This is a genomic window from Photobacterium sp. Alg240-V54, assembly GCF_900537155.1.
GTDB lineage: Bacteria > Pseudomonadota > Gammaproteobacteria > Enterobacterales > Vibrionaceae > Photobacterium.
In genome coordinates, this window is the sequence record NZ_UNRL01000004.1 from 125,013 (window position 1) to 149,188 (window position 24,176).

At 39.7% G+C, this 24,176-nt stretch carries 23 protein-coding genes and 1 riboswitch; of the genes, 6 read left to right on the forward strand and 17 right to left on the reverse strand.

Translation table 11 applies throughout. The annotated features are described in order from the left end of the window. Positions 1-17 precede the first annotated feature (17 nt). The 3 genes from G6R09_RS12320 (at position 18) to G6R09_RS12330 (ending at position 1,809) form a co-directional block, all read left to right on the forward strand. Entirely contained in the window at positions 18-359 is a 342-nt protein-coding gene (locus G6R09_RS12320; RefSeq protein ID WP_163922740.1) for a 5-carboxymethyl-2-hydroxymuconate Delta-isomerase, read from the forward strand. A 90-nt stretch (positions 360-449) separates the two neighbouring features. After that, the gene (locus tag G6R09_RS12325; RefSeq protein WP_065168596.1) at positions 450-842 is read left to right on the forward strand and encodes a cystatin domain-containing protein; all 393 of its coding nucleotides are present in this window, start codon (positions 450-452) and stop codon (positions 840-842) included. A gap of 316 nt (positions 843-1,158) precedes the next feature. Then, positions 1,159-1,809, forward strand: coding sequence for a Qnr family pentapeptide repeat protein (locus G6R09_RS12330; RefSeq protein WP_065168595.1), 651 nt, complete (start codon positions 1,159-1,161; stop codon positions 1,807-1,809). 62 nt (positions 1,810-1,871) lie between these two features. On the opposite strand, the gene G6R09_RS12335 is transcribed toward G6R09_RS12330, so the two are convergent. The 6 genes from G6R09_RS12335 to G6R09_RS12360 all read right to left on the reverse strand — a co-directional run bounded on the left by G6R09_RS12335 (position 1,872) and on the right by G6R09_RS12360 (position 9,072). Continuing rightward, complete coding sequence (locus G6R09_RS12335; protein WP_163922742.1) at positions 1,872-2,312, reverse strand: VOC family protein; 441 nt, start codon at positions 2,310-2,312, stop codon at positions 1,872-1,874. A gap of 101 nt (positions 2,313-2,413) precedes the next feature. Continuing rightward, complete coding sequence (locus tag G6R09_RS12340) at positions 2,414-3,997, reverse strand: Na+/H+ antiporter NhaC family protein (RefSeq protein ID WP_163922744.1); 1,584 nt, start codon at positions 3,995-3,997, stop codon at positions 2,414-2,416. 83 nt (positions 3,998-4,080) lie between these two features. Further along, positions 4,081-4,255, reverse strand: a riboswitch (Lysine riboswitch). 152 nt (positions 4,256-4,407) lie between these two features. Beyond that, positions 4,408-6,606 carry a cytochrome-c oxidase, cbb3-type subunit III gene (gene ccoP / locus G6R09_RS12345; protein WP_065168592.1) on the reverse strand — a complete coding sequence of 733 codons (2,199 nt, stop codon included), beginning with the start codon at positions 6,604-6,606 and terminating at the stop codon, positions 4,408-4,410. Next, positions 6,603-7,211, reverse strand: coding sequence for a cytochrome-c oxidase, cbb3-type subunit II (ccoO, locus tag G6R09_RS12350; RefSeq protein WP_065168649.1), 609 nt, complete (start codon positions 7,209-7,211; stop codon positions 6,603-6,605). Before ccoO ends, ccoP begins: the two co-directional genes overlap by 4 nt. After that, entirely contained in the window at positions 7,201-8,622 is a 1,422-nt protein-coding gene (ccoN, locus tag G6R09_RS12355) for a cytochrome-c oxidase, cbb3-type subunit I (protein ID WP_065168591.1), read from the reverse strand. The genes ccoO and ccoN overlap by 11 nt, the downstream gene beginning before the upstream one ends. Positions 8,623-8,709: 87 nt before the next feature. Then, complete coding sequence (locus G6R09_RS12360) at positions 8,710-9,072, reverse strand: c-type cytochrome (protein WP_065168590.1); 363 nt, start codon at positions 9,070-9,072, stop codon at positions 8,710-8,712. 312 nt (positions 9,073-9,384) lie between these two features. On the opposite strand from G6R09_RS12360, the gene G6R09_RS12365 reads away from it, so the two are divergent. Both G6R09_RS12365 and G6R09_RS12370 read left to right on the forward strand, forming a co-directional pair. Then, positions 9,385-10,602 carry a 3-phenylpropionate MFS transporter gene (locus G6R09_RS12365; RefSeq protein WP_163922746.1) on the forward strand — a complete coding sequence of 406 codons (1,218 nt, stop codon included), beginning with the start codon at positions 9,385-9,387 and terminating at the stop codon, positions 10,600-10,602. Positions 10,603-10,840: 238 nt separating this feature from the next. Continuing rightward, positions 10,841-11,077, forward strand: coding sequence for a hypothetical protein (locus tag G6R09_RS12370; RefSeq protein ID WP_065168588.1), 237 nt, complete (start codon positions 10,841-10,843; stop codon positions 11,075-11,077). Between the two features lie 85 nt (positions 11,078-11,162). On the opposite strand, the gene artM is transcribed toward G6R09_RS12370, so the two are convergent. The 5 genes from artM to punC all read right to left on the reverse strand — a co-directional run bounded on the left by artM (position 11,163) and on the right by punC (position 15,697). Continuing rightward, the gene (artM, locus tag G6R09_RS12375; protein ID WP_065168587.1) at positions 11,163-11,834 is read right to left on the reverse strand and encodes an arginine ABC transporter permease ArtM; all 672 of its coding nucleotides are present in this window, start codon (positions 11,832-11,834) and stop codon (positions 11,163-11,165) included. Beyond that, positions 11,831-12,535: an arginine ABC transporter permease ArtQ gene (gene artQ / locus G6R09_RS12380; RefSeq protein WP_163922748.1), complete on the reverse strand. Its 705-nt coding sequence runs from the start codon at positions 12,533-12,535 to the stop codon at positions 11,831-11,833. The genes artM and artQ overlap by 4 nt, the downstream gene beginning before the upstream one ends. A 3-nt stretch (positions 12,536-12,538) precedes the next feature. Further along, the gene (locus tag G6R09_RS12385) at positions 12,539-13,273 is read right to left on the reverse strand and encodes a lysine/arginine/ornithine ABC transporter substrate-binding protein (RefSeq protein WP_065168585.1); all 735 of its coding nucleotides are present in this window, start codon (positions 13,271-13,273) and stop codon (positions 12,539-12,541) included. Between the two features lie 61 nt (positions 13,274-13,334). Further along, positions 13,335-14,063, reverse strand: coding sequence for an arginine ABC transporter ATP-binding protein ArtP (gene artP, locus G6R09_RS12390; protein WP_163922749.1), 729 nt, complete (start codon positions 14,061-14,063; stop codon positions 13,335-13,337). Between the two features lie 428 nt (positions 14,064-14,491). Then, complete coding sequence (punC, locus tag G6R09_RS12395) at positions 14,492-15,697, reverse strand: purine nucleoside transporter PunC (RefSeq protein ID WP_163922751.1); 1,206 nt, start codon at positions 15,695-15,697, stop codon at positions 14,492-14,494. Positions 15,698-15,801: 104 nt separating this feature from the next. Here punC and punR point away from each other — a divergent pair, with 104 nt between their 5' ends. Beyond that, positions 15,802-16,704 (forward strand): DNA-binding transcriptional activator PunR, encoded by a 903-nt coding sequence (gene punR, locus G6R09_RS12400; protein ID WP_065168582.1) that lies wholly within the window; start codon positions 15,802-15,804, stop codon positions 16,702-16,704. Positions 16,705-16,769: 65 nt separating this feature from the next. Here the strand turns inward: punR and G6R09_RS12405 are convergent, their stop codons facing one another. From G6R09_RS12405 to G6R09_RS12430, 6 genes are all read right to left on the reverse strand, one after another. Next, positions 16,770-17,378, reverse strand: coding sequence for a CDP-alcohol phosphatidyltransferase family protein (locus G6R09_RS12405; RefSeq protein ID WP_065168581.1), 609 nt, complete (start codon positions 17,376-17,378; stop codon positions 16,770-16,772). A gap of 17 nt (positions 17,379-17,395) precedes the next feature. Next, positions 17,396-18,031 carry an ATP-binding cassette domain-containing protein gene (locus G6R09_RS12410; RefSeq protein ID WP_087843406.1) on the reverse strand — a complete coding sequence of 212 codons (636 nt, stop codon included), beginning with the start codon at positions 18,029-18,031 and terminating at the stop codon, positions 17,396-17,398. After that, complete coding sequence (locus G6R09_RS12415; protein WP_163922753.1) at positions 18,028-19,704, reverse strand: ABC transporter permease; 1,677 nt, start codon at positions 19,702-19,704, stop codon at positions 18,028-18,030. The genes G6R09_RS12410 and G6R09_RS12415 overlap by 4 nt, the downstream gene beginning before the upstream one ends. Before the next feature lie 80 nt (positions 19,705-19,784). After that, a complete protein-coding gene (locus tag G6R09_RS12420) occupies positions 19,785-20,960 on the reverse strand; it encodes an ABC transporter substrate-binding protein (protein WP_240345753.1) in 1,176 nt (391 codons plus the stop codon). Positions 20,961-21,013: 53 nt separating this feature from the next. Then, complete coding sequence (locus G6R09_RS12425) at positions 21,014-23,179, reverse strand: FAD-dependent oxidoreductase (protein ID WP_163922755.1); 2,166 nt, start codon at positions 23,177-23,179, stop codon at positions 21,014-21,016. Next, a complete protein-coding gene (locus G6R09_RS12430) occupies positions 23,169-23,798 on the reverse strand; it encodes a carboxymuconolactone decarboxylase family protein (RefSeq protein WP_163922757.1) in 630 nt (209 codons plus the stop codon). Before G6R09_RS12430 ends, G6R09_RS12425 begins: the two co-directional genes overlap by 11 nt. Between the last annotated feature and the right edge of the window lie 378 nt (positions 23,799-24,176).

Here is a 24,176-nt window from a genome sequence, read left to right on the forward strand (position 1 = left end):
TAGTTAGGAGCAACAACATGCCGCATTGTATCGTCGAGTATGCGAAGGACTTAGAAACTCAAATTGATTTAAATGAGTTAATGACAACCACACATTTTTCTATTTTTAGCTCAGGTATTTTTGAAGAAGAAGATATTAAAACTCGACTGATTCCGTATGAGATTTACCGTACAGGTACAACAGAGAAGCCTTTTGTACACGTTACATTAAGAATCTTACCGGGACGCAGTGAACAACAAAAAGATATGCTTTCAGAAGTATTATTGCATCATATTGCTGCTATGTTTAATTCTGACATTGCGATTAGTGTTGAAATAGAAGATATCAATCAACGATCTTATCGTAAATACGTCGTGTAAATTTGCATATTTTCATTTTTTGCAATTAAACTTGCAATGAACACTGTTTTTATGTTGTTATAAACATGTCTACTATAAATAGGAAAAGTTATGAATAAGAAACTTCTGGTGGTTGCTTTAGGTTCATTAGCATTAGTGGCGTGTAGTGCACAAGATGTTAAAACGACGCAAGAGGCAAGTATGCAAACAGGGTGTGATTATACTCAAGCTATTCCTGGTGGTTGGCAGCAAGGGGAAATTACACCTGAAGTGACTGCTGCTGCTCAAGCTGCTGTAAAAGACATTGCGGGAGATCATCAATTAAAAGATGTATTACATGTTACTCAACAAGTTGTGGCTGGTATGAATTATAACGTGACATTTTCGATTGAAAATAATGACGTTTACACTGCCAAAGTCTTCCACAGTTTAAAAAATGTTTATACTGTTGAGCATGTTGATAAAACTAATGGCGCCGTTTCAAATTGTGACGTAAAAAATTAATCGATCACGTTTGGTTGTTATTTGATTGATTGAGTGAAAAATAGTCGTTGTTATTGAGAAATTATCAATAATAGCGGCTATTTTTTTATGTCGATTTTAAGATGGTTTAAATGGTAATAGTAATGCGAATATAAAATTTTAAGCGGGCGTACGACCATCATAAAATAATAGTTAAAAACATGGTTACAGCTCGTTTGTGTGGTATTTAAAATGAAGCTAAAAAAACAATAAACACTCTGATATTTTTGCTAGTAATTGATGGTTTATTGTTATTAATATAGACCTAAAGTTTACTATTTAAGTAGAGTAATAATTGATGCATGTGACAAAAAAACAATTTGATGGCGAGGTGTTTACGCATCAAAATTTAGCTGAAGCAACCTTTGAACAATGTCAGTTTTATCGCTGTGACTTTTCTCGTACCAATTTAACCGATGCATGTTTTATTGACTGTAGTTTTATTGAAGCAGGGGAAACAGAAGGGTGTAGTTTTGCGTATGCAAAGTTAAAAGATGCTAGTTTTAAAGGTTGTAATCTCGCGATGGCAAACTTTAGAAATGCGCAATGTTTTGGTATTGAATTGCACCAATGTAATCTTAAAGGCGTAGATTTCCACTATGCCTCATTTGCGAATTATATAACCCAAAGTAGCTTTTTTTGTTCGGCATTTATTTCAGGGTGTGATTTAAGCTATGCTAATTTAGAAAGTGTAATGCTTGAAAAGTGTGAGTTATTTGAAAACCGTTGGCGGGGAGCTAATTTAATTGGTGTGTCATTTAAAGGCTCTGATTTAAGTCGCGGTGAATTCTCAAGCGAACAATGGCAACAAGCAATATTTCAAGATACTAATTTATGTCACGTTGATTTAGATGACGTTGATGTTCGACGTGTTTCTTTAGCGGGTGCTCAAATTAGTGATTGGCAACAAGAACAGTTGCTGAGTAATTTAGGGATCATTGTTTTATAATTGTAAATTACAAATGCCACAGGAGCGCAAAACAAACCCTGTGGCGTACAATTGCCCCAATTTTACCATTCGCCAACATTAGGCTGTGAGATCCATGGTTCAGCAGGGGATAGCGGCTCGCCTTTTTGCAGTAATTCAATTGAAATACCATCAGGTGAACGAACAAATGCCATATGACCATCACGTGGTGGGCGATTAATCGTTACACCGTTATCTTGTAGCTGTTGGCATAATTGATAAATATCATCAACGCGAAATGCAAGATGACCAAAGTTACGCCCACCGCTATAAGCTTCAGTATCCCAATTATAGGTTAATTCTAACAGTGGTGATTGAGTTTGGGCTGCCGCTTGTGCTTGAGATGGTGCGGCTAAAAAGACCAGCGTGAAACGTCCACGTTCACTTTCTTTTCGGTGCGTTTCAATGAGCCCTAATTGTTGGCAGTAAAAGTCCAGTGAGGCATTTAAATCACTGACACGTACCATTGTGTGTAAATATTCCATTGCTTATCTCCTGATCAAAAAAATCCCCGCGGTTTTGTGCTATAGAATAAATCAAATAAGCACAAAAACGAACGGGGATTATTCTTAAATAGCGGCTGTTTTTAATTTACAGCTGCGATTAATTGTTGTTTCTTATCTTGGCGAACGTGGTAAACGCAGCATCCAACGAACCATACTGAACTTACAGCGATACCAATCACAGTAGAGCCTGTGATCCCCATTGCTAAGTAACCTAGGAAAGCACCAAAGGCAACGGTTAATGCATACGGTAACTGAGTCATTACGTGATCCATATGGTGACTACCTGCACCCGTTGCTGACAAAATACTGGTGCTTGAGATAGGCGAGCTGTGATCACCAAATACTGATCCTGCTAATACCGCTGATAACATAGGCATTAATAAGTTAACGTCACTCGCGATTGCCATATCACCTGCGAGAGGCAACATGATACCAAATGTACCCCAGCTGGTGCCGGTGGCAAAAGACATACCACATGATAGTAAGAACACTAATGCAGGTAGTAGCGCAACAGGCAGACCATACTTTGTTAATGATGCTAAGTATTGGCCTGTTTCCATATCACTTACAACAGTACCAATTGTCCATGCAAATAACAGAATGATAATAGCTGGCATCATCGCTTGAATACCTTGAGGTGCAGCCGTTAACCATGTTTTTAGTGGTAGCTTTAAGCGTAATGCTAATACAATAGATACTGCCAGACTACATAGCGCGGCGTACACTAATGATGAACCGACATCAGTATGTTCGATTGAACCAATTAAGCTAAATGGTTGGCCTTTAGTGGCTAACACATCAGCACCACTGATGATCATAAATACAATACTAGAAACCGTTAGGGTTAGAATTGGTAATACCATATCGATCATGGTGCCATTACCTTCACCTTCAGTGGTGATTTCTAATCCTTTTGGATGACCTTTTGCTTGATCCCAAAGTTGCCCCTCACGTGCACGTTGTTCGTGTTTACGCATTGGACCAATATCAAGTTGGAACGTGATCACTACCAGCACCATCAATAAAGTAAATACAGCATAGAGATTCATTGGAATCATCTGTACAAACAATGAAATAGGGCTCGTTTCTGTAATGTCATTGGTCACTAAAATGCCACCAAGGATAGCAATAATATATGCACCCCATGATGAAATAGGCGTGATAACACATACAGGTGCCGCGGTTGAATCTAGCAAATAAGCCAGTTTTGCACGCGAAATTTGAAAACGGTCGGTTACTGGGCGGCAAATAGGTCCAACAGACAGACTGTGGAAAAAGTCATCAATAAAGAAAGCAAATACCATCATACCAGTTAGGATATTGGCACTGCGACGATCTTTACAACGACGTACACCCCATTCAGCAAATGCTTTGGTTGCACCTGTTGCGGTCATTAAGCTAATCAAGCCTCCCAGTAATAACATAAACAATAACATGTTAACGTTACTGGTGTTGATAGCGCCATCAGCCCAAACTAAGCCAAGAATTTGATGTAAAAGATATTGTAGTGCTGCGAGTGGGTTGTAATTATTTAGAAGGATTGATCCTGCAATAATGCCCGCGCCTAAGGATAACAATACGCGGCGGGTAGTAATTGCAAGAATAACTGCCAGTAGTGCGGGTACCACTGATAGTAGTGAATCAGAATATTGGATTAAATTCATGGATCTCTTAAACACCTATAATAAGGTGGAGATCTACCGAAAGGATAGAGAAACAGATTTCTTGAGAAATAATACTTCTTATCCCTTAGGGTAGCGCTCCATAGACAACATAACTATGGCAGTTCTGCACTTATTCAATACAGAACCAGCGACTATTGATGACTCAACAATCACTTCGGCGCTGACTCCTTTCTTCGATTTTCATTGGGGATCTCCCTCCAACCGAATACTCTTAGGCAGCGCGCCTCTACTCAAAGGATTAAGATTTGACTATACCTAGATATTTCCCACAAGCAATAAAAAATAACGCTTAATTGTGTAATAGGCGTAAAATGCAGCATTTCAACTAACTGATTTTAGTTTCAATCAGTTAGCGAGAGTTTATTTCGTTATTGTTGCATATTATCTCATTATTCTAGATCATTACTCATAGGTTGAGTCATATTATGGATATTACCTGCAAATCCCGCTTTAGTAAGATCTTTACGAATTGTCGTGACTTGATTTTCTGTAACGGGAATGTCTCTGCCGCCTAATTTTTGACGTACAAAAGTGATTAGCTGGGCCAAATCAGCATCATTTAATACCGTATTGAAACTACTCATAGGCATAAAATCAATTTCCTGCTCTAAATAGTTCGGTGTAAGACCTCGAATGGTGACGGCAATGGTGTCATAAGGGTCTTTGTGCATAATAATACCATTATTGAGTAACGTCGGCGCTATACCTTCACGACCTTTACCATCAGCGCCATGGCAAGCACCACAGGTTTGAATGTACAACCCATAAAGCCGTTGTTCTTGCTGACGAATATCCGTTGGTGGCGTGGTTGCCAAATCACTTAAATCTGGGTTTTGAACATTTACTTGAGCTGGAATTAAATTACCAAAACCGGGTGGGTTGAGTTGCCCAACTGATTTATCAAGCACATTATATTTATCGCCAGTAATAAGATATTCAGCAATAGCACTGACATCATCACGGGTTAAATAGCGAGTGCTGTTTTTGACAACTTCAGCCATGCCACCAAATGCGGTGCCTTTTTCTGAATGACCTGTTTTCAGAAAATCGGTAAGGGAATCAATTGTCCAACGATCTTGATAAAGCTCCGTTGCGGTAATATCAGGTGCCATCCAACCATCAATTAAATTACCTTGGAACAGTTTTTCGGCAATTAAAGCTTGGGCGATATTTCGTGGAGTATGACATTCTGAACAGTGACCTAAGCCCATGGTTAAATATTTACCACGACGCCAAGATTCAGTGCTATCGGCAGGGTATTCAAGTGGATCAGTATTGAGAAAAGCAATATTCCAACCCAATAGACCTAAGCGAATATTACTAGGAAACATCATCTGATTATCACGATTACGAGTATTAACGTAACTAAGTGATTGCATGTACGCCCATAATGCTTGGGTGTCAGCATCTGTCACATATTGATAAGAAGAATAGGGCATTGCTGGATAAAGATAACCATGTTTTCCCTTACCTTTATGGAGTGCGTCATAGAACTCGTTATAGGTGTAATCACCAATACCAAATTCAGGGTGAGACGATATATTGGTTGAATACATGGTGCCAAATGGAGTCACAAAACCTAATCCGCCACCAAATAATTCTCCTCCTTCACCAGTGTGGCAAGCGACACAGTCACCTGCGTAAGCTAAATATTGGCCTTTAGTGATTAATGTTTGGTCTAATTGAGCTATTTTGTTAGAGCGAACGGTGTGTTGATGGCGAATGTAAGCACCAAGCGCTTGAATTTCAGAGGCAGACAGTTGGTCAGCAAACGCAGGCATGACGTTATTTAAGCCGTTATTAATCGTGTTAATAATACCTTCAATACTGCCATCATGGAGCCAGACATTATCGGCTAAGTTGGGGGCTCCAATTAATTGATTTCCCTGAGCATTACTGCCATGACAGCTGGTGCAATTATTGGCAAAGACAGTTTTACCTTGTTGTAATGCAAAGGCTGGAGCTGAAATAATCCGATCCGCTTGTAAAGAGGCAATATAGGTTGCGACATGCTTAATGTCTTCGGCTGATAAAATTGTTTTCCAGCCAGCCATGACACCATTTCGGCCTTGAGTGATTGAATGATGAATATCTTTATCTGTACCACCATAAAGCCATACATCATCAGAAAGATTGGGGAAATGGGTTTGGCCCTCAGCTTCACTTAAATGGCAGGCGGCACAATGGGTCTGAAACAATGCATCACCGGCACTGACTATCGTCGCATCTTGACTGAGTTTTTGGTATGAACTACCACTGAGTTTGGCTTGGCTAATTTGTTTTTTTAAGTCAGTAGGGTGAGGCTTGGTGGCTTCACTGGTTGATGTCCAATCCATAAGGCCCTGCCAATTACCAAGGCCAGGGTAAAGAACGAAAAAGCCCGCTGATAAAACAAATGCGATAAAATAACAAAACAATAATAACTTAGGTACTGCAGCATCATTTTCTTTAATATTATCAAAGCTATCAACGGTTTTATTTTGATCTGCGGTGTGATTTTTTCGCCAGTAATAGACCACTACTGTGATCATAAGAATCAGAAAGAGTAAGGTTAATACAATAACCCAGTTGCTCCAGAAAGTGTTCATTGCTGTACTCCCTGATCTTGTCCCAAACTTTGTAAATAGGCTATCAGTGCTTCAGCTTTGGTACTGCCTTTAACTGCTAAACGCGCTTGTTGTATTTCGCGGTCGTTATAAGGTACACCAAGCGTGCGTAATGCTTTGAGTTTGGCTTCTGCATCTTCGCCATCCAATACTTGCTCAAATAACCATGGATAAGCTGGCATAATGGAAGTAGGTACAACATGGCGAGGATTATTAAGGTGGATTGCATGCCACTCATCAGAATATTTACGCCCAAGGTTTGTGAGATCGGGGCCAGTACGTTTAGAACCCCATAAGTTTGGGAACTCATAAATATCATCACTTTCACGACTATAGCGGCCATAGCGTTTTACTTCGGCATCTAAAGGCCGCACCATCATGGTATGGCAAGTGTGGCAACCCTCACTAATATAGATATCGCGCCCCTCAACTTCGAGTGCAGTGAGCGGTTTAGCACTTGATTCTGCAATTAATTTATTTTGATAAAAAAAAGCGGGTAGTACCCAAACCAGAAAAGAAAAACTGGCCACAATCACGGTAGAAATGATTAAAATAAATACCGATTGTGTGAAATCTTTATTTAGCATGATCATTGACCTCTTCGGTTGAGGACGCCGTTGCTAAGGGTTGTTTAAGCGTGCGGTAAAGGTTATATATCATTAATAATAAACCCAGCACAAAACTAACACCGCCAATGAAGCGGGCGAGCATCCACGGCGAAGAAAAATTCATCGCATCGACAAAACTGTAGGTTAAGCTGCCATTAGGCTGTTGTTGTAACCACATATAGCCTTGGCCAATACCTGCAATCCACAGCGCAACTGCATAAATGAGTATGCCGATATGTGCCAACCAAAAATGCCATTTAACTAAGCGATTTGACCATAATTGCTGGTGGCCCCATAGTCGTGGAATAAAGTAATAAAACACTGCAATAGCTGACATGCCAACCCAACCGAGAGCTGCTGAATGCACGTGACCAATGATCCAATCGGTATTGTGGGCAATCATGTTAAACCATCGAATCGCCAGTAATGGGCCTTCAAATGTCGCCAAAGCGTAGTAAACAATGGCAGAGAAAAAGAACCACATAATGTAATCATGTTTAAGTTTGGGTTTATTGTTGAGTAAAGTCATGATGCTATTAAATGCGCCACCCCATGACGGCAACCATAAAATCAGCGACATAACGATTCCGAGGTTTTGTAACCAGTCAGGCACTGATGAATAAATAAGGTGGTGTGTTCCTGCCCAGGTATAAAAGCCGACTAAGCCCCAAAAATGAATCACGGATAAACGGTAAGAATAAATAGGGCGTTCCGATATTTTGGGAATGAAGTAGTAGTTCATGCCAATAATACCGGCAGTAAGGAGAAAGCCGACGGCATTATGTCCCCACCACCACTGGACAATGGCATCTTCTGCGCCAGAGTAAATAGAGTATGACTTCCAAAAAGTAACCGGTAATTCAAGATTATTGACGATAAAAATCATCGCAATCACGATAATAAAAGCGCCATAAAACCAGTTAGCCACAAAAATATGAGATACGGTTCTTTGGGCGATAGTGCCAAAAAATAAAATGGCATACAGAACCCAAATCACCGCAATTAAAATATCAATTGGCCATTCGAGCTCGGCATATTCTTTTGAGGTTGTAAAACCCAGTGGAAGAGTGATCACAGCCAGAATTAAGACTAACTGCCAGCCATAGTAAACAAACCAAGATAAGCTTTTATTAAATAAGGGAACTTTACAGGTACGTTGAACGATATAAAGCGAAGTACCCATAAGAATATTAACCACAAAGCCAAAAATAACCCCATTGGTGTGTAATGGACGCAAGCGACCAAATTGAAAATATTCTGAGTTTAAATTGAGTGCAGGCCAATAAAGTTGTCCGGCAAGTATTACGCCAATCGTCATGGCGATCAGCCCCCAAATAACACTGGTGACCATGAAGTATTTAACAACTTTATAATTGTATTGAATATCCATTCCAAAAACCTTTGACTGTGTTATTGGTCAAAAAATGATAACGAGTCATTAATCACAGATAGTTATCTCAGCGATAAAGCTGATAATTTAGTCATCATTTTTTAAAGGTGTCGACGTTACTTGATTGAAATAAAACGCAATGTCTTGCATGTCTTTCTCACTCAGGGCATCAGCTTGGGCATGCATGAGAATCGCAAGACCACCATTACGTTGACGCAACTGATAGGCTTTAAGTGCCGCAACAAAATAGGCCTGTTTTTGCCCTTGCAAATTGGGGTAGGTATCGATTGTAGAAATACCGTCAACGCCATGACATGTCATACAGATAACTGATTTTTCTTTTCCTTGTGAAAATTGGGTTTCAGTCGCCGTTTCTGTTGCTAATGTTGTAACTGAAAAGAGTAATACGTAGAGCGGAAGTAGTAATCTAACTAAAAAATTTATTGTCATTGTTATACTCAGCTTTAATATTATGGTTACTGTAGTAAAGATAATCTGTTTTAAAACACTCTTTAAAGATAGAACGATCACTGCGTTTTTGAAATGTAAGATTGCCTAAATGGCGTTAATTTAATGTGTAAAGCTAATGTCAGGACTGTATTTGAATGTTTTTAAATAAAAAGACGAAACGGAGTCGTATTTTGGACATTTTTATTTTTAATAATGAATAGAAAATGTTAAATATGAATAAGTGCAAGTGATAATAATTTTCGTTATTATTACGTAAATTATTTAGAGTTCTTAATAAGAGTTGCTTATTTTATGTTTCAATGTCGACCTGCGATATGGATGTCTATTTACCAGTTTACGTTTTTCTTTGCTTATGGAGTGTATTTACCTTTTAGAGGCCTATGGTTAGAAAAGTTAGGGATAACAGATGCCGATATTGGTATGTTAGTTGGGTTAGGGTTAGCTTCTCGTTGTATTATCAATTTTACCCTCACACCACTTTGTCATAAGGTTGAACACTTAATTCCAGCACTGCGCTTGTCAATGTTTCTTGGCGTTTTAGGGTTTATTTCTTTTATTTATATTGGTGAGTTAAAAGCAAACTTTTGGGTATTGGCTATTTTAATTATTATGTTTAATTTAGCGATTGGACCTGCGGTTGCTATATCAGATGCAATATCAAACCATTATGCCGCTGATAAGCAATTAGATTATGGCTATACCCGTTTATGGGGAGCCGTTGCTTTGACTGTTGCTTCTGCTTCAATGGGATTAATAACTAAACATTGGGGGATTACTGCTGTACCTATTTTAGGTGCGTTGGGACTCTTTATTACCTTTTTAGGTACAATGATAAAACCCACAGTACCGATGAAATGTAATCATAAAAAAACAGATAAGATTAATATTATTAAAGTGTTATGTGATAAAAAAACATTAATCTTTATATTAGTCGCTTCATTGCTTGAAGGCAGTCATGGTGGTTATTATTTCTTTAGTGCTATTTATTGGAAGGATGCAGGATACAGCACTGAAGTGATCGGTTATCTGTGGAGCCTATCTACAATTTCGGTTATTGTTTTCTATTTCATTAGTCGTAAAGCATTTTCTAATTGGAAGGTTAAATCATTATTTAAATTAGCGGCTATTTCTGTTGTTATTCGTTGGACATTAATGGCGTATTCAACGGAATTGCCAGTGTTAATTGCTTGTCAGATTCTACACGGCGTTACTTTTTCTGGCACAATTTTATCATCAGTACGCTATGTTGAAGAGAACAAAAAGCATAACTATATGGGGTTACAAGCCCTTTACCATGCCATTCCTGCAGGATTCGCGTTGGCATTAGTGTCTGCTGCTTGTGGTTGGATTTATCATCATAGTGATATTAATGTGTTTTGGTTTATGGCTGCAATGGGTATACCGTGTTTATTCTTGAGTGTCATTGGTGATGGTGATGATAATAAAGATAAACAGATAACCTATGGTCAGACAGTACGATTTAGTCCAGAAGAAAAAAACTCAATATAATCATTAGCAACTATATGTTTTAGCAACAAGAGCTGAGGAATCGACATTTAATCATAGTCTTTTATATTCATCTCTTTCTCGCTGATGAGTATAAAAGGTTAGGCGTAATATTTATGGGAAATAGTTATAAAATGGATGTTTTATTATAACGAGTTAACAAATATTTAATTATTAGGTGGCATTTGCAATCATAATCTAATATTTTAAGAGAAGTTATAAAATAATAAGGATATTTTTTATGAATTTCTTCTTTCGCGCCAAGAAAGCTGAAAAAGGAACAACAGCATCACAGGCAAAGCAACGACTTGTTAGTGAGATTTCTCGCCATAGAAGTACACGTCATTTACAATTAATGAAAGATGAACTTGCATCGCTATTATCACAATTTACGCATATCAAAGAAAATAGAATTGATGTAGTAAAAAATACTAAATCACAAATGGTGTTAAAAATTAATGCTAAATTAAGCCATTAATTATGCCGTGTTTTACAGTACCAAGCGATTAAAAAGCCGACATAATGTCGGCTTTTTAATAGGTTAAAATGGCGAAATAGTGGTGTTAACGTGCCGCTTCAAAGGCCAAGGCTTTTTTCTCAAATACGCGGAAAATTAAAGTCAGCACGCCATTAACAGCGAGGTAAAATGCACCAGCTACTGCAAAAACAGTCAGGGTGTCATAAGTCTGCGCATTAATTCGTTGGGCATAACCCATAATATCCATAATTGTGATGGTACTTGCGAGTGATGTGCCTTTAAACACTAAAATAACTTCATTTGAATAGGCTGGAACGGCGCGACGAATGGCAAAGGGCAGTAATACACCGAGAGTTGCCTTGGTATTCATGCCTAATGCTCGACAAGCATGCCATTGGCCTTTGGGAATGGCATCAAACGCGCCTTTAAATAATTGTGTACTATAAGCTGCTGTATTTAAAGCTAATGCAAGCATGGCACAAAACCATGGTTGACTTAACCAATCCCATAAGAAACTTTGACGAATAACCTCAAACTGCCCTGGCCCATAATAGACTAAGAAGATTTGCACTAATAAAGGTGTACCTGTAAACAGAGTAATAATACCACGACTGATCCAATGAATAATGGGCGTACGTAATATTAAGCTGGCTGTCATTAATAAGGCTAAGCTACAACCAACAAATAAAGAGGCGGCAGTTAATTCAAGGCTAGTAATTAATCCTTGTACCATAAGCCAAAAGTTTTGTTCATTCATGCGATTGCTCCTTGGCTTTTATTTTTGATTACATTAGAGCCATCTTGCTCGCTGAATTTGTTTTCGATTATTTTAATGACACGCTGAGTAATTAAAGTAATGATTAAATACACCGCAGCCGCTGTAGCATACCAAGTGAAACTTTCATGGGTTGCAGCTGATGCTAACTGCGCCTGTTTGAGTAAATCCGTTACACCAATTAACGAAACTAACGCCGTATCTTTTAATAATACGAGCCATTGATTAGTTAACCCAGGTAAAGCGTGACGTACGGCTTGCGGTAAAATAATACTGAAAAATGTACGTTGTTTACTGATACCTAGTGCATTAGCGGCTTCTTGTTGACCTTTAGGGACGGCTTTTAATGCTCCGCGTATTGTTTGAGCAGCATATGATGCAAAAATAAGCGATAACGCAATTACACCCGATAAAAACGGGCTAATTTCAATAAACTCGCCAGTAATGTAAAAAATAATTTGGCCCGAACCAAAAAAGATAAAAAGTACCACTAATAGCTCGGGCAGACCACGGAGGATAGTCACGATAAATGTTGTTGGCCAAGAAATAACACGATAACGTGACATTTCGCCGCCTGCAAATAACATCGCTAAAACTAACCCTACCGCTAAACTGACAAAAGCGAGCTGGACTGTCATCCAGCTAGCTTCTAGCAGGGATTGTGAATATCCCGTTAATATCATAACTTACTTACCAAAATACTGTTCAAAGATTGCTTGGTATTGACCATTTGCTTTAATGGCTGCCAATGCTTTATTTAATTGTTCAACTAATGCTTTATTGTCTTTATTAACGGCAATACCAAAGCCATTTCCAAAATATTTTGCATTAGTAACTGGTTTGCCGACATAAGACAGTTTGTCGCCATTGCCTTTTTTGAACCACTCCGCGACAACTGCTGTATCACCAAACACAGCATCAATACGGCCATTTTGCATATCGATAAATGCATCTTGATAGCTGGTATATGGTACCGCAGTTACTGCTGACATTTGATCAGTGATATAGCTCTGGTGAGTGGAACCATTTTGAACCCCAACACGCTTGCCGTTAAGTGCTGCTTGATCAGCAACATGATCTTTTAATGATACAAACGCGGCGGCATTGTCATAATAGGTATTACTAAAACTGACTTGTTGTTGACGTGCCGCTGTAATATCCATCGCTGAAATTGCAGCATCATAACGCTTGAATTTAAGTGCCGGAATTAAGCTATCAAATGCTTGGTTATGGAAGGTACAGTTGGCTTTCATTTCAGTACATAACGCTTTGGCAATATCAATATCAAACCCTTGAATTTGATTATTAGCATCCATGTATTCAAACGGTGCGTAAGTGGCTTCAGTGGCAAATTTTAGATCTTGTGCAATTGCGTGACTTGATGCTAGACCAATCATTGCGGCTAATAAAATTTTCTTCATCGCTATACTCCATGCGGTTTATTACGCAGTTCTATCTACGTGGCTTTAAAAAGGATACCTATTAGTGTTTAAGGTATTCTTCAAATTGAGGTGTTTTTGGGGTGGTGAAAGAAGCATGGCTACCATGTTCAATAACGCGACCGTTTTCCATATATAAAATATGACTTGCAATTTTTTTTGCAAAATCAACTTCATGGGTAACAACAACCTGTGTGATTCCAGTGCCACTAAGATCTTTGATGATCTTAACGATTTGACTGGTGATCTCAGGATCAAGTGCTGCTGTTGGTTCATCAAACAGTAAGACGTCGGGTTTCATCATCAATGCACGCGCAATCGCAACCCGCTGTTGTTGTCCGCCAGAAAGTTGCAGTGGCCATGCATTCGCTTTATCTGCAAGTTGCAATTGCGTCAGAATATCGAGAGCTTGTTGTTTGGCGGTTGTTTTAGCAACGCCTAATACTTTGATTGGCGCTTCAATAAGATTCTCAATGACGGTTTTATGTGGCCAAAGATTATATTGTTGAAACACCATGCCGACTTTTCGTCTTAGCGCTAAGCCTTTTTGTTCAGCAATAGGTTTTGAAAAATCAAATATATTGTCAGCAATCGTTAGTTCACCGTCAGTGGCATTTTCAAGCAGGTTTAATACGCGTAGCAGCGAACTTTTACCTGCGCCACTTGGGCCTAATAAAACAAGGGTGTCGCCAGTGCTGCAAGTAAAGCTGACATCATGCAGTACTTGGTTGTGGCCATAAAATTTATTGATATTACTTACTTGAATACTCATGCTCTAATACTGCATTAATCGTCACTTAATTTATATACTACTCACCACGATATCTTATGCAAGAGAAATGTATAAAAAAAGAAATATGTTGCAAATTTGTTTGTTTTATAGTGCTTTGGCAAGTTATTCTACTGGATGTAAGTCTGTATGGTAACAAACATTAAACATAAAGGTGGTGTGGATACTAGAAGGAATAAAGCGCGTTAAAATGACATATATTGTGACTTTTATAAAATGATTATTTAGTCATTTGTTAGTGATTGTCTGTGTAAGTGGATTAATAGTTGGATGGTTGTGCTATTCATGAAGGCAAAAAGGCGAGTAATTAAAGAATGAATATATATCAAACAGGAGATAATTGAGCATAATTAGAGGGCAAAAAAAAGCAGCCATAGAGACTGCTTCTGAAATGATTAAGGTGTGGGTAATTAAGCGGTTGCGGTTATAGATTGCTGGTGGCGTGATTGTGCAACCAAAATGAAACCGAAAATCGCAATGAAACCTGTGATAAACATAGCCACTGTTACCGTTAATAAACCGTAGCCAGCAAAAGCTGAAACCAAACCACTGGCAGCGAAACATACCATCGTTTGCATAAAGTTTAATAGACCTGCAGCAGTCGCACTACAATTTCTAAAGTCAGATAATGCAGCACTAATAACTAATGGGTAAATAGCACCATTAGCCACAGCAAGGAAGCAGAACGGAATTAGAATTGGCCAGATAGTCGTAACAGTCATTGAAATAGAGATAACAAACATGATTAACACGCTGCTAAAGAACAATGCCAAAATCCACGGCAATAGTTTCTTGCTTTCGAAATGATTTAATAATGAACGACAACCATAGCCACCGACAATAAAGGCAACTGTTTGTGGTGCATAGCTCAAGCCAATATCAGTGCCTGAATAGCCCATTGCTGACATTACAAACGGCGAACCGGTTAGGTAAGCAAAGAAAGCTGCTGAACATGCTGCGAAAATAAGCATGTTGCCCCAGAATTTTTTTGAACTCAGGATTTGAGCGTAATCTTTACGTAACTTAGTCGTTAGTTTTTCTTGCTGTTGGCTAAGGTTCGCACTTTCAGACTCTTTTAATGTCATGATAGCTAATACTGCGCCAAAGCCGACTAATGCAATAAAGATGCTACGCCAGCCTAATTGATGCTCAAGCATTGCACCTAGCAAAGGCGCTAAAGCTGGAGAAAGAGCAACTAACGGCATGATGGTAGCAAAAACACGCTCAGAAACTTTGCCGTCGTAACGGTCAACAACAACTGCTTGCCAGATAACGGTTGCACTACATGCACCTAATGCTTGTACAAAACGTGCAGCAAGGAATACTTCAATATTAGGAGCAAATGAACAGGCAATAGAAGCAAGGCTGAACAGCACCATACCGCCAACAAGTACTTTAATACGTCCAACGCGATCAGAGAGAGGACCATAAATAACTTGGCCTAATGCCATACCAAGCAAAAATACACTGAGTGATAGGCCGATAAGAGATTGGGTTGTTGCAAAGTCGGCGCGGATCGTCTCAAACGAAGGCAAATACATGTCAGTGGCTAGGAAACCTAGCATACTTAGACATGCAAACCAGAACAGGGTTATTTTAGATGGTTGATTTTTCATTTTATACTTTTCGTCAATATTACAATTGCCGTTAGTGTAATACTGGTTTTAATGGCTGTGAAACGCTAAAATTTAAACCATGCTTTCAAAAAATTTGATGTGATATGTTTTCCTATAATGATCTACAGGTTATTGACGTTGTTGCCCGCCGTGGCAGCTTTTCAGGTGCAGCAGAAGAATTGCATAAAGTACCAAGTGCTATTAGTTATACCGTAAGATTGATAGAAGAACGTTTAGCTGTCGAATTATTTGTTCGATTACATCGACAGGTTAAACTAACACCTGCTGGGGAATATTTTGTCGAAGAATCACGCAAAATAATCAAACAAATGCAGTTAATGAAATACCAAACTCAACGCGTAGCAAATGGCTGGTCACAAAATGTATCAGTCGCTTTAGATACTGTTGTGCGTCAAAGTCGCGTCAATATGTTAGTTCGTGATTTTTATGAACACTTTCCTGATGTTGAATTGCATCTTACGATGGAAGTATTTAATGGAGTATGGGATGCATTAGCTGATGGACGGGCAGATATTGCGATAGGCGCAACAGCAGCAGTGCCTGTCGGTGGCAGCTTTGATTATCGTGATATGGGAACATTAACTTGGAAATTCGTGATTGATCCTCAACATCCGTTAGCAAGTTGTGATCATCCATTAGAAGCGCATGAGTTGGCGCAATATCCCGCCGTTTGTTTAGAAGATACCTCACGAACATTGCCAAAACGGATCACTTGGTTGATGGATAATCAACGCCGTATTCTGGTTCCAAATTGGCACAGTGCGATGCAGTGTTTAAAAGCAGGCTTAGGCGTAAGTGTGGTACCCAGTCATATGGCTGTCCCATTAATTGAAACGGGAGAGCTAATTGAAAAAGAGCTCGCTATCAAGCCATCAGTTAGCCCATGTTGTTTAGCATGGAATACTGAAACCATGAATCCTGCGGTAACTTGGCTGCTAGATTATTTAGGCGATAGCGAGCAATTACACCGCCAATGGGTACGTTGATGAATCGCACAATAAGCGGAGTGTGAGACGGCTGGATATAAGTGTTTATATCCAGCGACGTGGCCCTAATTTTTTAAGGTGTGATAACCAGCCCAAATACGAGTAGCTGTGGTTATCCAACATAAAGAGCCAAAAATCCATGCGATAGTGGCAAAGTGTTGTGGGAATAAACAAAACAGCACGAAGCAGGCGATGGTTTCAGTGCCTTCTGTTAGGCCACCAATGTAGTATAACGACTTTTGTTTATATACAGGACTTTCTATATTGCGTTTGCTCGCCATGATAGCAAATGCAAGAAAACTTGAGCCAGTACCGATAAAAGAGAAGATTAAGAACGCACCCGCTATCGCATTTTGACTTGGATCTGCAAGTACAAATCCAAATGGAATCAATGAATAGAACAAAAAATCCAGAGTTATATCAAGAAACCCACCGCAATCAGTGATCCCTTGCCGACGAGCAACCGCACCATCTAAGCCATCAAATAATCGATTAATAACAATAAAAAACAGAGCCAAGCCATAATATTCAAATGCAAGAGCAGGCAGGGAAAAAAGGCCAATCACAAACCCACTAAGGGTGATTTGGTTGGCACTAATACCATAATTTTCAGGTAATGCTGCCAGCTTTGCTAAAGGTTGGCGTATAAGAGTAATGCTGTAACGGTCGAGCATGGTATTTTCCGTATTATTTAGTGCCAAGGCCAGTGTAAGACATCACCATCAGTGGGAATATCATCATCATCATGAGTAACCATTAACGCAGGAATGTTGCGTTGTTGAATTTGGTCAAACACAAACTGGCGAAATGCAGCGCGTAACGTTTTATCTAATTTGCTAAATGGCTCATCAAGTAATACGGCTTGTGGTTGTGATAATAATAACCGCATCATGCTGATCCTTGCTCGTTGCCCGCCGGATATTTGATGAGCTTGTTGATGTTGTAAATCAAGCAGACCTAATTCGTCCAGTGTTGCTAATGCCATTTTTTTGCGTTGTGGCCCTTTTATTTGGGAAGGTAAACCAAACGCTAAATTTTGCCAAACATTAAGATGAGGGAACAATAAATCATCTTGAAAAACAATCCCAATATGGCGCATATTCGGTGCTAGTGAAATGATAGATTGCTGATTTAATTGAATATCTCCCGTTGCTGTGAAGTCAGCAGCTAAATGACCAGCAATTGCACTAAGAATGGTTGATTTACCACTGCCACTTGGGCCCATTAGGGTCTTTATTTGTCCATTCTCAACATCAAAGCTAAGAGGGCCGATGAGAGTGTTATTGTTATTATGGCGTAAAGTCAGCTGTGAAACAGACAGCGTCATAAGGTCACCTTTGTTGTTGAAGTATCAGATGTTTGCTGCTTTGCAAACATCAGCGCGAGAGTAAAAAAACCTAAGGGTAATAGACCTTGTAACAGACCATAAACGGCGCTGATACGACGATCTTGACCACTTGCAAGGGTAACGGCTTCCGTTGTTAGGGTTGGTATGCGCCCAGCACCAAGCATTTGTGTCGGAAGGTATTGCGCCAAACTGACACTGCATCCAACCGCAAATGCTAACCATAATGCAGGTTTTAACTGTGGGAATTTGACTCGCCACCATGTTTGCCACCCCGTGAGTCCTAAACTGCGTGCGGTTTGATCTAACCGTTGATCATAACTGCGCCATGGTCCGTCTAACGTAAGGTAAATATACGGGAAAACATACAACCAATGGCTCCAACTCACCCATAACCAAAAATGTTGTCCAGCCACAAAAGAGACTGCTATTTGCATACCAAACAATAGTGATAATTGTGGTGCAACCATTGGAACAGCAATCAACATCGTCGGAATACCGCGTTGGTATTTTTGACGGTATTCAAGACAAATAATGGCCATGAGTAATGCGCAAAGGCTACTGGTTAACGCTAAAATAATGCTGTTACTCATCAGTTGTTGCAGTGGTTCAAGTTGTTGTTGCCAAAAGCGAAGGCTATATCGACTTGGTAATAAATCAGGGAACCGCCAGCGCAGGGCAAATGACCACACAGCTAACATAGGAAGCATAATTAATGGCAGTAATAATAAGCTGTAACTGCATAAAGTTGCAATTATTGATGATGGTTGAGAATTACGTGGCTGAGTTGGTTGTGCGCCACGATATTGCCATGCTGTTGAATATGATAAAAACCACCATTCAAGACAACGCAATAATCCAAATGTACTAATAACAATAGCTAATAATAATAATGCTGCCGCTGCTGCTCGTGGTAATTGAGTTAAATCGGCATCTGTAAACCATTGCCAAATGAGCATAGATAAGGTGCTAGGGTGAGTCGGACCAATAATTAATGCGACATCAACTACCGCCAGTCCATAACCTGCAACAGCAAAAATAGCTAAGCGTAATTTGGGTAACCATAATGGAAGAATAACGCTACGCCACGTTTGCTGGTGGCTGTAACCGAGACTAACGGACACATTATAAAACCGTTTTATATCGAGTTGTTTTAATATACTCAGACTCATTAATAACAAAAACGGTGTCTCTTTAATGGCTAATGCAAACAATAATCCTAAACCATAACGATCATGGATCAGGGTTGGATATAGCGTATCCGTCAGACCAAGATGGTGCCAAATTCGAGCCAACCAACCAGTAGATGAAAACAGTAATCCAAACCCAAGAACAAAGGCAACATGGGGAAATGCTAATAGTGGCGCAAGTAAGCGTTCAATTTTTTGCCACTGTGTTGTTAGCCAGAAATGGCGCAAAATTAAATAGCACCACCATAAGGCAAGTGCTGTGCTTCCTATTCCTGTTAATAAAGTTAACCCAATAGAGAGGTTAAGATCTGGCCAAGAAAACAGTTGTTGCCAACCTAACAATGAGGGCTGATGCATGTTTAATGCTGGTAACCATGCCGCAGCAGGCGCCAAGATACCCACAAAGCCAATTATCAATGGGCTTGCAAATAGCAATAAAGTAATAATAAAGATAAGGGCTAACATAGGGTTTACATCGATCTCAGACGAAGAAGCTAACTTGCTATCATAGTGCAAGTTAGCTCAATTTATAATAACTATAACAATTAGTTACCGTATCTTTGTTGCCATTGCTGTTCAATGGCTGCTAGCCATGTTGGATTTGGCTCAGCAATTGCTGGGTAGGGTTTAAAGCTCTGCTGGTTATAAGGTGCCGATAATTGCTTAAAGGCTTGTGGGTTTAAAATGGTTGGATCGCCCCATAAGTTGGTATCGGCCTTACGGGCCTGTGCTTGTGGGCTCAACAGAAAATTAATCGCTACTAATGCGCCTGCTTTGGCGTTGGCATTCCATGGAATTGCCAAAAAGTGAATGTTGGTTAACGCACCAGCATTAAAAGCATAGGTTTTAGCTTTGTCGGTTAAATTACCATTGGCAATCGCAGCAGCTGCCGCATTTGGATTAAAGGTAATGGCTAACAATAATTGTTGATCATCAAGTAACTGCACTGTTTCTGCAGTACCCGCTGGAAATTGCTTACCTTGATGCCATGCCACTTTATGGAGTTGATCGAGATAATGCCATAATGGCGCAGTAACCCGATCAAACAAAGCTTGATCTTGAGGCAGCTGCAATGGTTGATATAAGGCTTTTTTATCAGTTGTTAACTCTAATAACGCCGCTTTTAAAAAGCCCGTACCATGGAATTCTGGTGGTTTTGGATAGCTAATTTTCCCTGGGTGTTGTTGTGCTAAAGCTAATAATGCTTTAAAACTTTTAGGTGGATTTTTTAATGTTTCGGGATCGTAAATAAACACCAATTGTCCCACGCCCCATGGTGCTTCTAGCCCTTGAGTGGGCTCTGAAAAATCTTTATCAATCGGCAGTGATTTATCAACATATTTCCAGTTAGGTAATTGATGAGTAAATGGCCCATAGAGCAGACCATTTTGCTTCATTGAACGAAAATTTTCACCATTGATCCATACCATATCAACACTACCACCACTGTTTTTCCCCGCGGTTTTTTCGGCTAATAAACGTTGCGTGGTCTCAGCAATATCGGTGACTTTAACTTGTTTTAGGGTTACGCCATAACGCTGTTGTAATTGGGTGTTAGCCCACAATAAATAATCATTAATTTCTTGGCTGCCACCCCAAGCATTAAAATACACCGTTTCACCTTTGGCTTGAGTGAGCGTTTGTTGCCATGTTGGCGTAATGTGGGTGACAGCTGGTGCTTCACTGGCGTGTGCCGCGATACTACTGACAAGCATTGCCATTGCAACAGGCAGTTTTTTTAGCGTTGGAAAGCGTCTGATCACAATTGATATCCTTATTTTTGGCGCGATGAATTGCGCATCCAGTCATGGTATTTTTTAACCCAAGCAAGTAATTTTTGGGGTGCATGGGCTTGTTTCCATACGCCTGCTGTATATTTTGCGCCTTCGCTCATGGTTGGATAAGGATGTATGGTGCCTAAAATCTTATTGAGCCCTAGATTGTGACGCATGGCTAAGGTAAATTCGGCTAGCAAATCTCCCCCATGATGACCAACAATCGTCACACCCAGAATTTTATCGCTGCCTTTAGGGGTTAAGACTTTAATAAAACCCTCATCATAGCCATCGGCAATAGCCCGATCTAAATCATCAAGCCCGTAGCGAGTGACTTCATAGTCAATATTTTGCGATTGTGCTTCTTTTTCGTTAATCCCCACTCGCGCTAATTCTGGTGCAGTATAAGTTACAGCAGGGATCACGGAATAATCGACTTTGAACTTCTTCAGTGAACCAAACAAACTGTTTACAGCGGCATACCAAGCTTGATGAGCGGCAACATGTGTCAGTTGATAGGGGCCAGCAACGTCACCAACAGCATAAATATTTGGGTATTGCGTTTGTAGATACTGATTAACAGCGACAGTGCCGCGTTCAGTTGTGGTAATGCCGAGTTGTTCTAAGCCAAACCCTTGTACATTTGCTACGCGTCCCAACGCGACCATTACCGCATCAAACTCTACAGCAAGCTGGTGGTTATTGTGTTCTAGCAACGCTCGTTGAGTTCGAACGCCGTTATCATCAATAATCGATTCAAACTTTACAGCGTTATGTTGCAATAAAACATTAACACCATCACTGGTGAGGGCTTGCTCAACCAATGTTGCAGCGTCAGTATCTTCACGGCTCAATAGTTGTGATGAGCGTTCAACAACTGTTACTTCAGCGCCTAATCGACAGAAACTCTGTGCTAATTCACAGCCAATCGGGCCACCACCTAAAATCAATAACCGTTTAGGAAGGGCAGTAAGTTGCCAGATGGTGTCTGAAGTTAAGTAATCAACCGTTTTTAAACCTGGAATGTCTGGTACAAGAGGACGCGCGCCCGTTGCTATTACAATATTACGAGTTGTAATACGGTCGCCATTCACTTCAACTTCCCATGGTGACAAGATTGTGGCATCACCCGTTACGCAGTTAACCCCGAGTTTAGAGTAACGTTCGATAGAATCATGCGGTTCAACTTTTGCTATCACGTTATGAATACGGCCCATAACTTGTGCAAAATTGACATTATCGATATGAGCATCGATACCCAATTTAGCGGCATTTTTAATATCAGCAGCAGTGTGCGCGGCACGAATAAGCGCTTTTGAGGGTACACAACCGGTATTTAAACAATCACCGCCCATTTTGTGGCGTTCAATCAATGTCACTTCAGCTTTGACTGCCGCAGCAATATAGGCACTGACTAAACCACCCGCACCGGCGCCAATGACCACTAAATTTTGATCAAAGTGGGTCGGTTTTTGCCATTGTTGATAGCGTTTTTTATTTTCCATAACTTTCATAATCCATTTAGCGATGAGTGGAAACAGCCCCAATAAAAATAAAGAGACTAAAACGGGCGCAGAGATAATGCCGCTTAATGATTCTATTTTTCCTAGTTGAGTTCCGGCATTAATATAAACCGCCGTTCCGGCTAGCATACCTAATTGGCTTACCCAGAAAAAAGTCCATGCTTTAATCGCTGTTAATCCCATCAGTAGGTTGATTAGAAAAAACGGAAAAACGGGGATTAAACGTAAGCTCAGTAAATAAAAAGCCCCTTCTTTGGCTATACCTTGATTTAATGTTGTTAAACGCTGACCAAACTTTGCTTGCACCCAGTCGCGTAAGATAAAACGGCTCGATAAAAATGCCAATGTTGCGCCAATGGTGCTGGCAAACGACACCATGATCAAACTGGTCCAGAAGCCAAATAACGCGGCACCTAGCAGGGTTAAAATTGATGCGCCAGGAATAGAAAGGGCAGTGGCTAATACGTACAGACTAAAAAAGCTGATATAAGACGTTATTGGGTTTTCAGCAATATGATCCTGTAGCGCTAATTGTTCGCGCTTGGCATATTCTAGGGTTAGAAAATGCCCGAGATCAAAATAGAACCAAGCACCAATAAATACAGCGATTACAGCCAATAATACAATTTTGTTATTTTTCATCTAAGCTCCTTGGTGGCTGTTCAGTTGAAGTCGAAGAATCATTAGTCGTTGGTTGTTGAGTAGCATTATTTGTTTGTGGTTGAATTGGCAATGAGCAAAAACCTTGTGCAGGCACGTCAAGCGCAGTATTAAATTTTGCGGATAAATTTTGAAAGCTAATTAAGGCGGTTAACTCGATGATATCATCACTGCTATACCACGCTGCGAGAGCGGCAAGCATTTCGTCACTAACGTGTTCACCAGTAATAGTCATGGCTTCAGTGTAGGTCAGTACCGCTTGCTCTTGTGCGGAGAAGTGGCTAGAAGATTGCCAATTTGCCAATGCTTTTATTTTCTCGACTGAGTGACAGCGTTCTGCGAGTTTCATGCCGTTAGCATCAACACAGAAGGCACAGTTATTGAGTTGTGATACACGAACGCAAACCAATGAACGTATCACGGCATCAAGTGGGGATTTTTTACGATCAAGGTAACCAAAGAACACCGCCACTAACCAGAAGAGTACCGGCTTACGTCCCCATAACTTAGCAGGATTGAGTACTTTTCCAAAATGGCGTTCTTGTAACCACAGTAAAGGTTTTACCCATAATGAGAATGTATTTTTGGTTAATATACGCAAGGAATGTCCTTATAAAAAGTAAGTCACAACGACTCTTAACTACCAAGACCAGAAAAAGTGACATTGTATTTCATTTAATAAGAAAAAATTTGTTTATTATTGCAATTGGTTGAAATTGCAGCAACAAATACAACCTTGAGAGGCAGCAAAAAGAATGTGGTGGGCACAATGATATGCAAACGTTGATGAATGGTGAGTAATCATTATCGAACGTTAAAAATACGTTTAAGACGCCAGAAGAGAACTGATAAATGAATAAAATATAAAACAAAAAAATTACGTTTTATTTAATATTTATATCATCTATTAGTCGATATATTTAAATAAATGATATTAAGCTATTATTTTTAATTTACATTCTATCGAGGGATGCTTTAA

Bases quoted from the DNA above. Each gene is read 5' to 3' on its own strand.
- G6R09_RS12420 (WP_240345753.1), bottom strand. From the start codon at position 20,960: ATGGCAATGCTTGTCAGTAGTATCGCGGCACACGCCAGTGAAGCACCA.
- artP (WP_163922749.1), bottom strand. From the start codon at position 14,063: ATGAGTATTCAAGTAAGTAATATCAATAAATTTTATGGCCACAACCAA.
- G6R09_RS12415 (WP_163922753.1), bottom strand. From the start codon at position 19,704: ATGTTAGCCCTTATCTTTATTATTACTTTATTGCTATTTGCAAGCCCA.
- G6R09_RS12360 (WP_065168590.1), bottom strand. From the start codon at position 9,072: ATGACAATAAATTTTTTAGTTAGATTACTACTTCCGCTCTACGTATTA.
- G6R09_RS12340 (WP_163922744.1), bottom strand. From the start codon at position 3,997: ATGAATTTAATCCAATATTCTGATTCACTACTATCAGTGGTACCCGCA.
- ccoN (WP_065168591.1), bottom strand. From the start codon at position 8,622: ATGGATATTCAATACAATTATAAAGTTGTTAAATACTTCATGGTCACC.
- G6R09_RS12410 (WP_087843406.1), bottom strand. From the start codon at position 18,031: ATGACGCTGTCTGTTTCACAGCTGACTTTACGCCATAATAACAATAAC.
- G6R09_RS12365 (WP_163922746.1), top strand. From the start codon at position 9,385: ATGTTTCAATGTCGACCTGCGATATGGATGTCTATTTACCAGTTTACG.
- G6R09_RS12385 (WP_065168585.1), bottom strand. From the start codon at position 13,273: ATGAAGAAAATTTTATTAGCCGCAATGATTGGTCTAGCATCAAGTCAC.
- G6R09_RS12370 (WP_065168588.1), top strand. From the start codon at position 10,841: ATGAATTTCTTCTTTCGCGCCAAGAAAGCTGAAAAAGGAACAACAGCA.
- G6R09_RS12335 (WP_163922742.1), bottom strand. From the start codon at position 2,312: ATGGAATATTTACACACAATGGTACGTGTCAGTGATTTAAATGCCTCA.
- G6R09_RS12330 (WP_065168595.1), top strand. From the start codon at position 1,159: ATGCATGTGACAAAAAAACAATTTGATGGCGAGGTGTTTACGCATCAA.
- punC (WP_163922751.1), bottom strand. From the start codon at position 15,697: ATGAAAAATCAACCATCTAAAATAACCCTGTTCTGGTTTGCATGTCTA.
- G6R09_RS12405 (WP_065168581.1), bottom strand. From the start codon at position 17,378: ATGCTCGACCGTTACAGCATTACTCTTATACGCCAACCTTTAGCAAAG.
- ccoP (WP_065168592.1), bottom strand. From the start codon at position 6,606: ATGAACACTTTCTGGAGCAACTGGGTTATTGTATTAACCTTACTCTTT.
- artQ (WP_163922748.1), bottom strand. From the start codon at position 12,535: ATGATATTAACGGGATATTCACAATCCCTGCTAGAAGCTAGCTGGATG.
- G6R09_RS12320 (WP_163922740.1), top strand. From the start codon at position 18: ATGCCGCATTGTATCGTCGAGTATGCGAAGGACTTAGAAACTCAAATT.
- G6R09_RS12325 (WP_065168596.1), top strand. From the start codon at position 450: ATGAATAAGAAACTTCTGGTGGTTGCTTTAGGTTCATTAGCATTAGTG.
- ccoO (WP_065168649.1), bottom strand. From the start codon at position 7,211: ATGCTAAATAAAGATTTCACACAATCGGTATTTATTTTAATCATTTCT.
- artM (WP_065168587.1), bottom strand. From the start codon at position 11,834: ATGAATGAACAAAACTTTTGGCTTATGGTACAAGGATTAATTACTAGC.
- G6R09_RS12425 (WP_163922755.1), bottom strand. From the start codon at position 23,179: ATGAAAAATAACAAAATTGTATTATTGGCTGTAATCGCTGTATTTATT.
- punR (WP_065168582.1), top strand. From the start codon at position 15,802: ATGTTTTCCTATAATGATCTACAGGTTATTGACGTTGTTGCCCGCCGT.